The organism is Leptospira kobayashii, assembly GCF_003114835.2.
GTDB classification, from domain to species: Bacteria; Spirochaetota; Leptospiria; order Leptospirales; family Leptospiraceae; genus Leptospira_A; species Leptospira_A kobayashii.
Genome location: NZ_AP025029.1, coordinates 164,869 through 177,644, shown reverse-complemented (window position 1 = coordinate 177,644; position 12,776 = coordinate 164,869). Strand labels below are relative to the sequence as shown.

At 42.2% G+C, this 12,776-nt stretch carries 15 protein-coding genes; 6 read left to right on the top strand and 9 right to left on the bottom strand.

All coding sequences use genetic code 11. The features are described from left to right. Window positions 1–2 precede the first annotated feature (2 nt). The gene (gene speE / locus DI077_RS19075) at window positions 3–848 is read right to left on the bottom strand and encodes a polyamine aminopropyltransferase (RefSeq protein ID WP_109022349.1); all 846 of its coding nucleotides are present in this window, start codon (window positions 846–848) and stop codon (window positions 3–5) included. Window positions 849–1,004: 156 nt separating this feature from the next. On the opposite strand from speE, the gene DI077_RS19070 reads away from it, so the two are divergent. Next, entirely contained in the window at window positions 1,005–2,114 is a 1,110-nt protein-coding gene (locus DI077_RS19070; protein WP_135354941.1) for a TMEM43 family protein, read from the top strand. Window positions 2,115–2,237: 123 nt separating this feature from the next. Further along, the gene (locus DI077_RS19065) at window positions 2,238–3,470 is read left to right on the top strand and encodes a TCR/Tet family MFS transporter (RefSeq protein WP_109022351.1); all 1,233 of its coding nucleotides are present in this window, start codon (window positions 2,238–2,240) and stop codon (window positions 3,468–3,470) included. Here DI077_RS19065 and DI077_RS19060 read toward each other — a convergent pair. From DI077_RS19060 to speD, 4 genes are all read right to left on the bottom strand, one after another. After that, window positions 3,462–4,385 carry a cation diffusion facilitator family transporter gene (locus DI077_RS19060; protein ID WP_109022352.1) on the bottom strand — a complete coding sequence of 308 codons (924 nt, stop codon included), beginning with the start codon at window positions 4,383–4,385 and terminating at the stop codon, window positions 3,462–3,464. The two genes, DI077_RS19065 and DI077_RS19060, sit on opposite strands and share 9 nt — an antisense overlap. Before the next feature lie 10 nt (window positions 4,386–4,395). Next, on the bottom strand, window positions 4,396–4,677 hold the full coding sequence (locus DI077_RS19055; protein WP_109022353.1) for a metal-sensitive transcriptional regulator: 282 nt from the start codon (window positions 4,675–4,677) through the stop codon (window positions 4,396–4,398). 122 nt (window positions 4,678–4,799) lie between these two features. Further along, complete coding sequence (locus DI077_RS19050; RefSeq protein WP_109022354.1) at window positions 4,800–5,684, bottom strand: S-adenosylmethionine decarboxylase; 885 nt, start codon at window positions 5,682–5,684, stop codon at window positions 4,800–4,802. A 279-nt stretch (window positions 5,685–5,963) separates the two neighbouring features. Beyond that, entirely contained in the window at window positions 5,964–6,353 is a 390-nt protein-coding gene (gene speD, locus DI077_RS19045) for an adenosylmethionine decarboxylase (RefSeq protein WP_109022356.1), read from the bottom strand. A 169-nt stretch (window positions 6,354–6,522) separates the two neighbouring features. Here speD and DI077_RS19040 point away from each other — a divergent pair, with 169 nt between their 5' ends. Next, window positions 6,523–6,960, top strand: coding sequence for a hypothetical protein (locus tag DI077_RS19040; protein WP_109022357.1), 438 nt, complete (start codon window positions 6,523–6,525; stop codon window positions 6,958–6,960). Between the two features lie 47 nt (window positions 6,961–7,007). Next, window positions 7,008–7,694, top strand: a complete 687-nt coding sequence (locus DI077_RS19035; RefSeq protein WP_109022358.1) for a hypothetical protein — start codon at window positions 7,008–7,010, stop codon at window positions 7,692–7,694. Here DI077_RS19035 and DI077_RS19030 read toward each other — a convergent pair. The 4 genes from DI077_RS19030 to DI077_RS19015 form a co-directional block, all read right to left on the bottom strand. Beyond that, a complete protein-coding gene (locus DI077_RS19030; RefSeq protein WP_109022469.1) occupies window positions 7,684–8,499 on the bottom strand; it encodes a DMT family transporter in 816 nt (271 codons plus the stop codon). The genes DI077_RS19035 and DI077_RS19030 overlap by 11 nt on opposite strands. 64 nt (window positions 8,500–8,563) lie before the next feature. Beyond that, window positions 8,564–9,046 carry a DUF2505 family protein gene (locus DI077_RS19025; RefSeq protein WP_109022359.1) on the bottom strand — a complete coding sequence of 161 codons (483 nt, stop codon included), beginning with the start codon at window positions 9,044–9,046 and terminating at the stop codon, window positions 8,564–8,566. Continuing rightward, window positions 9,046–9,828 (bottom strand): ferritin-like domain-containing protein, encoded by a 783-nt coding sequence (locus tag DI077_RS19020; RefSeq protein WP_109022360.1) that lies wholly within the window; start codon window positions 9,826–9,828, stop codon window positions 9,046–9,048. The genes DI077_RS19025 and DI077_RS19020 overlap by 1 nt, the downstream gene beginning before the upstream one ends. Window positions 9,829–9,882: 54 nt before the next feature. Continuing rightward, a complete protein-coding gene (locus DI077_RS19015; RefSeq protein ID WP_109022361.1) occupies window positions 9,883–10,551 on the bottom strand; it encodes a lysoplasmalogenase in 669 nt (222 codons plus the stop codon). 65 nt (window positions 10,552–10,616) lie between these two features. Here DI077_RS19015 and DI077_RS19010 point away from each other — a divergent pair, with 65 nt between their 5' ends. Both DI077_RS19010 and DI077_RS19005 read left to right on the top strand, forming a co-directional pair. Further along, window positions 10,617–10,928 carry a hypothetical protein gene (locus DI077_RS19010; RefSeq protein ID WP_109022362.1) on the top strand — a complete coding sequence of 104 codons (312 nt, stop codon included), beginning with the start codon at window positions 10,617–10,619 and terminating at the stop codon, window positions 10,926–10,928. 1 nt (window position 10,929) lies between these two features. Continuing rightward, a complete protein-coding gene (locus DI077_RS19005) occupies window positions 10,930–12,774 on the top strand; it encodes a methylmalonyl-CoA mutase family protein (RefSeq protein WP_109022363.1) in 1,845 nt (614 codons plus the stop codon). Window positions 12,775–12,776 lie beyond the last annotated feature (2 nt).

Sequence of the window (12,776 nt, the reverse complement as noted above, 5' to 3'; positions counted from 1 at the left end):
ATTTACCGTTTTCTTTTGATATACGCCTTTGCAAATTCTGGCAATACAAAAGCTGCTTTGTGAATCTCCGGACTGTAATATTTTAATCCTTTCGGCAAACGGGAAATATCGGGTGTTACAGAATACGGATCGATCGCATTGGAAAGAAATGTGAATCCGATGATTCCGGACGGGTAAGTCGGAATCGTAGTGTAATAGTATCCGTATTCCGGAAAAATCTTAGGAATGAATTCGAATAGGGATGAAATCACATCTCCGTGATACCAATAGGATTCCGCTTGCGTTGCAATGATTCCCGTAGGTTTCAAGGCGCTCGCCATATCTCTGTAAAACGGTTCTTTGAATAATACTTCCGCAGGACCGACAGGATCACTGGAATCCACCAAAATCACATCGAAACGGCCTTTGTTGTCACGGGCGAATTTAGCTCCGTCATCATAATGATGAATTACTTTTTTATCTTTCATGGCATCCGCACATTCCGGAAAGTACTGATAACTGATATCCACTACCGCTTTATCAATCTCACATAATACGACTTCTTTTACGGAGGGATGTTTCAAAACTTCCCGAACGGTTCCACCATCTCCGCCTCCGATGACCAAAACGGATTCAGGGTTGGGGTGACTCATCATAGGAATATGGGCGATCATCTCATGATAGGAATGTTCATCTTTATTTGTAACCATAGTCACACCATCCAGTGTGAACATACGTCCGAAAGATTGGGTCTCGAATACGTCGATTTTTTGAAATGGAGACTGGATGCTATCCAGGGTCTTAGTCACTCTGTAACTAACTGCCCTCCCTTTTTCCAATTCCAATTTTTCAGTGTACCAAATCTCCATTCTATTCTCCTAGTGACGATTTCCGTGTAATTTCTGCCAGACTGAGGTTCCGGCGCGGGAAGTGTAGTTTTTTTTCCTTAAAAAGTTCTTTCCAATTTCTTGTACAGGTATAGAAACTTGGAGTTTCAAGAAATTAGTTCGAAAAGGGAGAAAAGAATGTTAGGAAATTTTACGGAAAGTTTGAAAGGAACCGTAGGGGGAGTCGTTCTACTGATAGCGTCCTTTCCCATTCTGTTTCAAAATGAAGGCTGTGCGGTCGATATTGCCAAAGGATTGGAAGAAGGTGCGGCACTCGTGCAAAGTATTGATGCCAAACAAAACATCGGAAATTACAACGGCAAACTCATCCATGCCAGCGGAGAGGCCAAAGCCGGGGCAAAAATTTCAGACTCAACTTTCGGGATAGAAATAGCTGCTCTTGCACTTTCCAGAGACGTGGAAATGTACCAATGGGAAGAAAAAGTCGTGGAAAAGGAAGACAAGACCAAAACATACAGCTATGATGCGGATTGGTCTTCGGCCAGAGTCGATTCAAGCAAATTCAACCAAAAAAAAGATCATATCAATCCTGCATTCCCTTACGAAAGTAATACGACTCATGCTTCTTCCGTATCTTTGGGAAATCTTAGTTTTTCCCAAGCATTGATCGAATCCATTTCACCTAACTCCGATTTGGAATACGACTCTGCGACTACTGCGCGTTTAAAAGCAAAACTGGGTGCAAAAGCGCAAATCCATGACGGTAGGATCTACATTGGGAAAAATCCTCTCAGTCCGGAAATAGGAGATGTTAGGGTAAATCACCAAGTGGCACCGGAAGGAGCTGTTTCCATTATCGGTCTGTTAAACGGAGACATCGTAAATCCCTACCAAACAAAAAGGGATACTACGATTTTGGTTTTTGATTACGGAACCAAAGACGCAGCAACTATGTTCCAGGAGGAACAAGACGCAAATGTATTCCGTACTTGGGCGGTAAGAATCGCAGGCTTTTTCGCAATGTTCCTCGGTTTTCGTCTGTTATTCGGACCAATCGCAGCTGCAGGCGGATGGATCCCAATCCTCGGAGGAATCCTTGAGATGGGAGTGAGCATCGTTGCAGGAATCCTGGCATTCTCATTTTCCTTTGTCACCATCGCCATCGCTTGGATCTTTTTCCGACCTCTTCTCGGAATCGGATTACTTATATTAGGTGGTGGAGCTTTCGCGTATCTGCTCTACCAAAAAGGCAAGTTCGGAAACAAACCCGGGGCTGCAAAAGCCTAATTAAAACTCCATATAGAACCTCCGCAGATTCTTTCTCATTCTTAATGCGGAGGTCGGGAAAAAGTTCGACTTTCTCCCTTTTTCCACTATACATAGGTTACGTATAAAAATACACTTGCCCAAATGGGAATCTTAAATTCTAAAAATACAAGAACCGCGGCAGTCGGTTTCATCTTTACTACCATCCTGATCGATTCTATCGGATTTGGGATCGTTATCCCGGTTCTTCCTAAACTGATCATCGAACTGACGGGAGACTCCATCGGACAGGCATCTTCCCACGGCGGCTGGCTGATGTTTGCGTATTCCATCGTTCAGTTTTTATGCGCGCCTTTTGTAGGTGCTTTGAGTGACAGATTCGGAAGAAGGCCCGTTTTGTTAGCCTCCTTATTCGGATTCACCCTGGATTATATTTTGCTGACACTGGCACCAACACTTGTTTGGTTGTTTGTGGGTAGGATCATTGCAGGGATTATGGGTGCCAGTTTCACTACTGCAAATGCCTATATTGCGGATGTTACCGAGCCGGAAAAAAGAGCCCAAAGTTTCGGAATGATCGGTGTTGCTTTTGGGGTCGGATTTATCATAGGACCCGTGATCGGGGGACTACTCGGTCATTTCGGGCCGAGGATTCCTTTCCTAGCCGCAGCCATCCTAACATTCATTAACTTTTTATTCGGTTATTTCATACTTCCCGAGTCTTTGGGGGAAGCAAACAGAAGAGCTTTCTCTTGGAAAAATGCAAATCCCGTAGGGGCACTTGTAAGATTGAAGCGTTATCCGTTGCTTACCGGACTTATCGGAGTCTTTTTTCTAATGAATCTCGGTTCCCACTCCGTCCAATCCAATTGGTCTTTTTACGTAATCGAAAGATTCAAATGGGATGAAAGATTGATCGGTATCTCTCTCGGAGTTGTAGGTGTTGTAATTGCTTTCGTACAAGGCGGACTTGTGGGCCAGGCGATGAAACGGTTCGGTGCAAAAAAAACAGTTTATATCGGGTTCATTTTCTTTATCATCGGATATGTGTTATATGCATCCGCAACACAAACATGGATGATGTTTGCCATCACTGTTCCTTATTGTTTGGGAGGGATTGCAGGACCTGCATTGCAAGGGATCATTTCTTCCCATATTCCTGCCAATGAACAGGGAGAGCTGCAAGGTGCGTTGACCAGTCTGATGAGTGTCACAATGATTGTGGGTCCCGTGATGATGGCCGAGACATTCGCCTACTTCACAACGAAGAGCACTGTTTATCTACCGGGCGCTCCAATGTGGCTCGGTGCTTTTCTTACTTTGATCGCACTCGTACTTGCCTACAGGTCCTTGCAACACGAAGAACAATTAGGTTGATTGGGGCTTACAAGTCTCTCCCGGATTTTCGAATTCTAAGGTAACGTGAGCTACTCCCATTTCGTTCAGTCTGGACTTGATGGAGTTTTTCATCCGATACCTTAGAGTTTGCAATTCCGACTTGATCACTATATGACCGGAATAAACATGAGACTCACCATCTAACGACCAGAGGCGGGAATCATGCACATCCACAATCGAACGGTCCAAGGTTTTAATCTGGTTCTCCACATCCGTCACACTTAGATTCTCGGGAACATATTGCAAAAATATCTTTCCTATCTGAATCAGATTGGGAATGGATCTGGACAATATAAACAAGTTCAAACCGAGAGAAAGAAGAGGATCCAACCAAAACCAATCCACTATTTTTAAAATCACTCCCATGATCAAAACCAATGCCCAACCCAGAACATCTTCCAAAAGATGGAGTCTGACAGATTTTTCGTTCCATCCTCCGCTAGCATTTAACTTTAAAAAGCCGAATCCATTCACCAAAAGTCCCAAAACGGCAAGTCCTAAAACTCCGCTCACTTCCATCGGTTCCGGATTCCATAATTTAACAAATGAAAAATAGCTAAGCATAATGGCACTTGAAGTTAGGATAAGTGAAGTCACAAATGCGGAAAGAATGGAAAATCTCTTATATCCGTAAGTTAGATTTTTCGTCTTTCGTTTGCTCGACTTTTTTTCCATGGCATAAGCAAGCCCTAAGGCGAGAGAGTCTCCTAAGTCATGAAATCCGTCGGATAAAACTGCCATACTATTTGTAAGTAACCCGCCGACAATTTCAAGAATGGTAAAGCCGGCGTTGATTACAAATGCCAAAGCAATATTTTTCGCACCCTCTCCCTTTCCATGATCGTGATGATTGTGAGAGTGCCCTGAATGAGAATGGTGATGATGAGAGCCCATATAATCCTTCCTAATGAATGGTTCGAAAATAATTATCAATCGAAGCCATAAATTCTTTTAAGTCTGTTTTTAATTCGGGGCTTTTGGTTTGGGCGAGGATAGAATGGGAAAAATGATCTTCAATCAGAAGTTTCGCCACTTTCGAGAGTGCGGCTTGAACTGCTGCGATTTGATGGATCACATCATTGCAAGGTTTACCCTCTTCCACCATTCTTTTTACGGACTTCAAATGTCCTTCCAACCTGGAAAGCCGGTCTTGGATTTTTTTAGAAGATTCTAATTTTTTGTCCATATCTATATCCCTATCCCCCCCTAGGGGATAGGCAAGCAAAAAAGAAACCTTAGGGCATAAAAAAACCCCGAAAGTTTTTGCTTTCGGGGTCCTTTGGTCAAACCTTAGTTTACGACTCTTTCTTAGAAACGGTTACACACGTTGATGCGCATTCCTTTTCCTTCGAAAAACTTGCGAGTGAACTCGGCAGCTACTTTCGGATCGTATCCTTTGCAGGAAAAGATATCGATATAAGCTACGTTTGTATCATTTGCAAAGTGAGCGGAGATACAAGATGTTTCAATCAATTGAAACATGGAGTAACCGGCCACTCTTTCGTCTTCTCCGAAATGAACTACGTGAGTTTCCCCAAATCGTTTCATATCAATGAGCTCACAAAGTTCCACCACGTATCTTTTGATGGCATCTGCATCACGGATCAAAGCACCGCTGCAATCAGTTACATCAAGAGAAGTAAGTAGTCCCCAAGCACCTTCTTGGAACATAGGGAAAACTCTGAGATTGGAGTCTTCGTCAATTTGACGTTGGATGAAGTTCGCAAAATTTCCATTGTATCTTTTACGAATGGATTCTGCAAAATCATCAGCTTGCTTCAATACGGCACCATTTAACATATAGGAGTCGTATGTGACTTCCTCACCGGCTTGGATGTCCCGAAGAGCAATCAATTCGATTTGCCCTTGGAATCCGCAGTTTGGTTCGGAACTATGACGGATGAGATGCACTGCATCCGGACCGTCATCATGAATTGGATTTACGAGAAATAAATTCTCGGAAATGGGAAGTGCGAATACTTCTTGGCCTAGACTAGAAAGTGCAGAGCTTGGTACAACTTTTCCACCAAATACAGCGACTGTTTCGCCTTTTTTGATAGAAGCATTTGTTTGGACAACAGCCTTGCCTGCCTCATCTTCGAATACTTCCAGATCTTTGTGAAGATAGGAAAACCGATTCACAACTTGGTTTCTTGATTTAAGTTTCACTGTGTGAAACCTCCAGTAGCAAATTTGTTAAATTTGAATTCACGCATCCGACGAGGTCGTAGGAAAAAACCCCTAGGTTGGAGGAAGCAGTGAAATCTTGCGCGTTGAAACGCAAATTAGCCCCAGAGAGACCGAGTGAATTGGCCTCCACGAAGGTGTCTGAACTCTTAGATGTTACGAAAGTAACGTCTGCAGAAGTTCCAGAGACGATCTGGTTAGTTTTTTGAGGAAGGGAGCAGAAGAACTCTTTTCCGTAGGCGGATCGCCCTGGAGGTTCCTCTTCGACATTTACCTGGTCTTGCATTACGCTCCGACTGGCTTTACTCGGATTTGTTCAACGGGTAAGTTGAGCAGTCCGCGCTTCATCTCGACCACCGAAATAGATTTCGATGCAAACTTCTCTTTCATGTACAAAAGAGCCTTGTTGTTGTCGATCAGATCACCGCAGGTAAAAACATCGATAGCAGCATATCCGTATTCGGGCCATGTATGTATGGTGAAATGTGATTCACTAATCACAACGCACCCACTAACGCCGTACGGGTTAAATTGGTGGAAAGTGGAGTTCACAACTGTTGCTCCTGAAACTTCTGCTGCTTCTAGCATAATAGTTTCAACGAGTTCGTGGTTGTTGATCATTTCCGGATCGCACTCATAAAGTTCTGCTATTACGTGTTGTCCCAATGCTTTCATCTTTTCTTCGTCTAAAACCTCCTGTGGTATAAATTACGAATGACCTTGACCATAAATTCAGCTTGGCGCAAGGGTAAAGAAAATTTTTTTGTTCTGCACAAAAAATAAATTAATTTTCCCTATCATTATGACTATTCTCTCGGATAATCCCCAACAAAGTTGAAAAAAAATGAAACAATACTCTAAAATTTTTTATCTTGTAGGCTTTCTCTGTATGCCTCTCTTCATCTTACTACTTGTTTACGGTTATGTAAAATTAAACCAAATGACAAGTGAGGAGATCTACTGGGGGCATAATCGTTCTTTTGCGTTCGCGCAAGCCTCCCGGGAAGGAAAAACAATCCTACTTTCCGTTACAAAACACCGCTGCGACGCTCTAAGAGGATTGGAATGCGGAGAAGGAAAATTGGATTTGGCCGGATATGTACTTCTCAACATCAATCCTTCCCATTCCGAATTTCAGAATCTGATCTCGGACGACAGATTTGCAGAATTGAAATCAGGAGAGCTTCCCAGATATTATATTCTCAATACAAACGGAGAAATTCGATTTTCGTCCAAGGAATTGCCCAGTTTGGAAGATATAAGGAAGCTTCGGAAAGAATAAGATTTCAAAATTCTTTCTTTGGATTACACTGAAAAAGGAGGTTTTATATGAAAACTTCATCTAAACTCTTTTTCCTTCTTTTGGTGTTTTGTTTTGTTTCCCTATCCTATTGCAAAACCTCTGCTCTCCGTCTCCCCGACCCCGGATCGGAAGCAGAGGTACAAACTCAGACTGTTTACGGTTTTGCGATCTTCAAAGTCAGAAAAAACCTTATCTCAGAGCACCCTTTTCCGCTTCACGGCAAAGATCTGGTTTTTTCATCCCCCACTAACTTAGTAGATACGAATTTCGCTTTTCCATCCACTGCATTGGATTCCTATCATGTGCTTCTTGGTAAATCGAAACAAAGTTACATACTTTCCGAAATCGGATGGACCGAGGTTTGCGGAAATAACTGTGTTCTTAAGTTTCATGCCAATTTGAACCCAAATGAATCACAATCCGCTTTGCCATTGGAAGGAAAACCGGGAGAGATCCGGTTTTTAGGAGTTTATTACCTCCACCTTTCTCCCCAAGGAAAATTAAAAAACGAATTTCAAGGGAAATTGGAAGAAGGATACTCTCAATTTGCGGATGATTCTCTGGAGAGCTTCAAAGAACATTTGTTTGAAAATCCGCAGGACATCAGTCCCAAATCGGCGGAAATCAAGTTTCTAAAATCATTTATCCGATTGCAAAAAGAAGGTTATTGGAAAGACAAAGCTGAGGAGAAATTGAATTCAATCACGAAGTAGAAGAAGATTGCCTGATCATTTCCATGATGGCGCAAAATAATATGATTCCTCCTGCAAGCCAGATTCTTTCGGGAGGGACTTCTCCCAAAACCAGCCAAGCCGCAAAACTGCCGTACAACGGACTCATGGTTGAAAAAATCCCGGCAGTAGTAACAGGAAGACTTGCAAAGCTACGAATCCACATAGTGTGTGCGAACGCCGTAAAAACACCTGCAAGCAAAACCTGATAGAGTAGATATTTCGGCTCTGAAACCATCTCCCAAAGCCCCGTTGCAAAAGGAAGAAGCAAAAGAGAAGTCGCAACCAATTGTACAAGCAGTAACTGGGAACTGGGGTAATGAGTGTGCATTTGTTTGGTCAGAATGTTTCGAAGAGAATACAAAACGGCGGACACCAAACCCCAAACCACTCCCTGAAAATGATTATCCGCCCAATTGAATTCGGGAACGATAATCGCCAGACCGCAGAACGAAAATAAGGCGAGAAACAAGGAGAATTTATCTATTTTATAACCGAAAAACAAAGGTTCTAAAATCGAAGTGAATACCGGATAAGTAAATAAGGATAACATTCCGACTGCAACCGTAGACACCTGTATGGAATGGAAATAGGTCACCCAGTGAAGACCGAAAAGAATTCCGATTCCAAACACTTTTGCAAAATCGGAAAAACTGGAAAATACAAACCGCTTGCCCCGGATCAAAAGAAAAAGCGCCAAAATCAAAACGGAAAAAGAGGCCCTACCTGTGATAATGGTAGAAGCCGGAAAAGGAAGTAATTTCGCGAAAAGCGTCACGTTTCCCATAATGAAAACGGACAAATTCAATTCGAGGATGTTAGACAGGCGGGAGGAAGAATTCACTACCTCCTTAAGTTTCAACCCCTAAAAATTTGGCTATGGATTTTCGGTCTTTTTCCAAACTATGTTTGTGAATTTCTTCGATCGCCTTCTCTACGATAGGTGAAACAAAGAGCAAACTGGAAAGAACTTCCACATCGTAGCTTCTTTCAGAACCCTCTCCAGCCGTTTGGTAGATACTCTTACCTTTGATGATAAACACGTTGTCTTTGCCGGGAGGGGAAATCTTGAATTCGTGAGTGTTAGTGACGATATCGAAAGTCGACTCCTCCAATAAAGATAAGTCCGTAAGAGCCGCAGAAAGTACCGCAGGCATGGATCCTTCCAAACTCACCTTTCTCTTTTGAGTGATGATGTTCCCTTCTTTTTTTTCTTCGAGTAAAGTTACATTTTTTAAATCCGGAAATTGATCCAAATGTTTGTAACGTTCTTCTCTGGCATGGAGTAATTTTGCGAGTGGTACTGAAAAACTATGAGTAACTTTATATTTCACTATTTCTTTTTTCCTTTCTTTTTAGCGGGTTTGGATTTTTTAGAAGCTGCTTTTTTAACAGGTTTCTTAGCCGATTTTTTAACAGCCTGTTTCACTGACTTTTTAGCCTTGGCCTTAGGAGATGCCTTTTTCGGTTTTGGAGCAGCTTTTTTTGCCTTAGGTGCTTCCGCTTTTTTCTTAAGGCCAGGAGACGGTGATTTGGCAACGGAAGAAGATTTCGGCTTGGCAGTGGGTTTATTTACTTCCGCAAGCAATGCTTCGTCTTCCCAAAAGAATACTTGTTCGCTCGGAGTGGATTGTTCCATTGCACGCGCTTGCGCTTCCAATAGAGAAGTATTGGTTTCGCTGAAATTGGAAAGTTTTTGGAATAACAGATTGATTTTCGGATCTTGAAATTTATTACGAAGAGTTGAATAAAAATTCATCGCATCATCGCCTTCCCTAATGGCAAGTTCGAGGGCCTTTTTCTCATCGTGATTCACTTCCGCAGTTTTGTTCCGATCCAACTTGTCCATTAACTTTTGTATGGTGGAAGAATGAAATTTTTCTATTTCGGAAAGTTGTTTTAAATTCGGCAATTCCTTACCTTCCGCATTTTTATAAACTTCGCGGATGAATTTGATATGTTCATCCCCGTCTAACGCAAGTTGGCTGAAAAGTTCCCGCACGGCACCGTCCGGTAAACTCTCCGAAGTCTTAAGATAGAATTGAAAACACTTAACTTCGTGATCGATTGCAGCGGCTACCGCTTCGATAAATGTAGTTTTTTTTAAAGATTTCATTTGTAAAAATTCCTTAGAGAAAGCGCTTATAGTCTAGCTTAGAGCGATTCAGATTCAAGTACTTTTCGAATCTTTTAAGATCAACTCTTCTACCTTGGCTGATTCATAAAGTAGCGCTTGTGCCAAATAATATGTAATCATGATCAGTATGGAAGCAAGAGTTCTGTCCATAGCTGGATTCAAAAACATGGAATAGGCAATGATGGAATCGGAAACTATAAATGAGATCGCTCCCAAGAGTCCGACTCTGAATGCATGAGTCACTGATTTACGGGCAAGCGCTCTCCAACCCATAAGACAGATCGCGAGTACATACACCGCGACAGGAACGGCGAGTGGTCCCAAATGCGGAAACAAAAGGGAATAAAAGGTAACCCCGTAAGCAAGAAAAGGTAAAAATAGAATCAGCTTCAAAGGAGAACCGAGAGAAAATGCTCCCGAATAAATCAACTGTGCTACAAGAAAAGATCCAAGTCCCGGAACAAAGTATTTGGGATCGGGAAGAGCAAGAAAGGAATCTCCGAAAGAAGAGAACACAAGTGCGACCGCTACCAATTTTCCTCGTAGTTCCAATTCCTTCCAATAACGAAGGAGGGCTACAATCAAAATCAAGATAGGAATGATTTTGGAAGGAAGAAAAAAATAATTCTCTTTTGGGATTGTCAAAATCGCAAGGAGGTGGATGAGGGAATACAAACCAAATAAAACAATTTCTTTTGCCATAATTCTTACTTTACACAGGGACTCGTTTCGTTTTTTATCATAGGAGAACCCGAGTGTTTTATTATATGAAGCAAAATCGTCCTTTGTCCATCCTTTTCTTAATTTCCTTACTTCTATCTTTTTCATCACTCTCCGCGCGTGAAGTTCCAAGCGGAGGAGAAATGCTTTTGGATATTGCTCTCGCAAGACCTTTGGGACTCGCAGGAACTTGTCTTGGGGTTGGTGCCTTCATCATATCATTCCCTTTCTCAGCTTTGTCCGGAACCATCAAACAATCCAGTAAACGACTTGTTCTCTATCCGGCAAAATTCACTTTCACTAGGGGACTAGGCGACTTCCCCGGCTATATGGAACCTTACGAAATCGTAGAGGAATAATTTGGAAGATTTATTATTTTCGGAATTTCCCGGAACGGGAAGTCAAACATGGAAGGACCTGATTTTAAAAGATCTGAAAGGTGCTTCCTATGACAAAGTACAGTGGGAAACAGAAGAAGGCTTTTCCATCGAACCTTATTACAGAGCGGAAGATTTAGAAGCTCTCGACTTACCTACACTCCAACGTAAAGAAAAAGGTTGGCTCATCACAGATCCGATTTACCAAAATCAGTCCATCACTCTTGCCAATGAAGAAGCAAAGTCCTTAGAAAAGAAAGGGGCTGATGCCTTATTATTTTATTCTCATGAAGAAGCGGGGAACCGATTCGGAATTCCACTTCCCGGCCCGGACGATTTGCAAAGATTGTTCTCCGGATTGGATCTGAAAAAGACTCCCGTTATTCTGTCTTTGGCTAATCGTACCCCCGACTTTGCAAAAGAGATCCGTAGTTTTGCAAAAGAAGCCAAACAAATTCTTACAGACTATGATCCGTTAGGTTCTGCACTTCTTTGCGGAGAAATGGGCGGTTCCGAAGAAAAGATAAAATCCAATTTAGCAACTCTTGTTTCTTCCGGTTCGGAAAGATTCATCTGCATTCATTCTTATTACTTGAGAGAATCCGGCAGTACGATCACCCAGGAATTAGCTTATTCCCTGGCTTGGGCCGTCGAATATTTGAATATTCTAATTGAATCAGGGGCAAAACCTTCCGTTGCAGCCGGGTCCGTTTGGTTTTGGACCGGGATTGGATCCGATTATTTTACTGAAATTGCGAAATTTCGATCTTTGCGGGTTCTTTGGGCGAAAATCCTGGATGCATTTGAGCCGGGACTAGGAGAAAAATCTCCTGCACAAATACATGCCAGTACGACTGAGTGGAATTTCACAGCCTATGATCCTTATGTAAATATGTTAAGAGGAACAACTGCAGCGATGTCCGCCGTAATCGGTGGAGCGGATTCGGTTACAGTACATCCATTCGATAAAGTTTACAACGATTCCAACGAGTTCGGAGTAAGGATTGCCCGCAATTCCCAATTGCTTCTCAGACATGAATCCCATCTGGACAAAGTGGATGATCCTTCTTCGGGATCCTATTATTTGGAATCTCTCACTCATAAATTATGCGAAGTTTCCTGGACAGAATTTCAGTCCGTTGAAAAGGATGGAGGATTCTACAAATCTTTGTTAGATGGCAAGATCCAATCGAAGATAGAGTCCTCGGAAAAGAAAAAAAGGGAAGCCGTTTCCAGTCGCAAACAAACTCTATTAGGAACAAACCAGTATCCATTGGCTTCCGAACGCCATTCGGATTTGCAAGATTCCATCGGCAAAAGTAACGACCGCATAAATGCTCCCGTTCAAACAAAGTTCAAACGATTGAATTACTTAAGATTATCTTGGGATTTCGACAGACTCCGATTTGCAACGGATGTTCATTTTGAAAAAACAAAATCGGTTCCGAAAGTATTCCTACTTACGATCGGAAACTTAGGGATGAGAAAAGCACGTGCGGCATTCAGCTCTAATTATATAGGATGTTTGGGTTATACAATCCAGGACAATTTGGGATTTGATTCCATAGAAGAAGGGATTCAAGCCGCCAAAAATTTCAAAGCGGATATGGTCGTACTTTGTTCTTCCGACGAAGAATATATCGAACTTATCCCTGCATTTTGCGAAGGAATGAAAAAAAACCTACCGAATGTTTGGCGGGTTTTGGCGGGTTTTCCGAAAGATCTGATTTCAAAATCGGAGTCGGAAGGTATTGAAGATTTCATTCATCTCAAAAGAAACGTGATAGAGTTTATGGAAAAAGCGCAAAAAAAATTAGGGGTTCTGTAGAT

Excerpts from the sequence above, each read along its gene's own strand:
- speE (WP_109022349.1), bottom strand. The coding sequence starts at position 848 with ATGGAGATTTGGTACACTGAAAAATTGGAATTGGAAAAAGGGAGGGCA.
- DI077_RS19070 (WP_135354941.1), top strand. The coding sequence starts at position 1,005 with ATGTTAGGAAATTTTACGGAAAGTTTGAAAGGAACCGTAGGGGGAGTC.
- DI077_RS19065 (WP_109022351.1), top strand. The coding sequence starts at position 2,238 with ATGGGAATCTTAAATTCTAAAAATACAAGAACCGCGGCAGTCGGTTTC.
- DI077_RS19060 (WP_109022352.1), bottom strand. The coding sequence starts at position 4,385 with ATGGGCTCTCATCATCACCATTCTCATTCAGGGCACTCTCACAATCAT.
- DI077_RS19055 (WP_109022353.1), bottom strand. The coding sequence starts at position 4,677 with ATGGACAAAAAATTAGAATCTTCTAAAAAAATCCAAGACCGGCTTTCC.
- speD (WP_109022356.1), bottom strand. The coding sequence starts at position 6,353 with ATGAAAGCATTGGGACAACACGTAATAGCAGAACTTTATGAGTGCGAT.
- DI077_RS19040 (WP_109022357.1), top strand. The coding sequence starts at position 6,523 with ATGAAACAATACTCTAAAATTTTTTATCTTGTAGGCTTTCTCTGTATG.
- DI077_RS19035 (WP_109022358.1), top strand. The coding sequence starts at position 7,008 with ATGAAAACTTCATCTAAACTCTTTTTCCTTCTTTTGGTGTTTTGTTTT.
- DI077_RS19030 (WP_109022469.1), bottom strand. The coding sequence starts at position 8,499 with ATGGGAAACGTGACGCTTTTCGCGAAATTACTTCCTTTTCCGGCTTCT.
- DI077_RS19020 (WP_109022360.1), bottom strand. The coding sequence starts at position 9,828 with ATGAAATCTTTAAAAAAAACTACATTTATCGAAGCGGTAGCCGCTGCA.
- DI077_RS19015 (WP_109022361.1), bottom strand. The coding sequence starts at position 10,551 with ATGGCAAAAGAAATTGTTTTATTTGGTTTGTATTCCCTCATCCACCTC.
- DI077_RS19010 (WP_109022362.1), top strand. The coding sequence starts at position 10,617 with ATGAAGCAAAATCGTCCTTTGTCCATCCTTTTCTTAATTTCCTTACTT.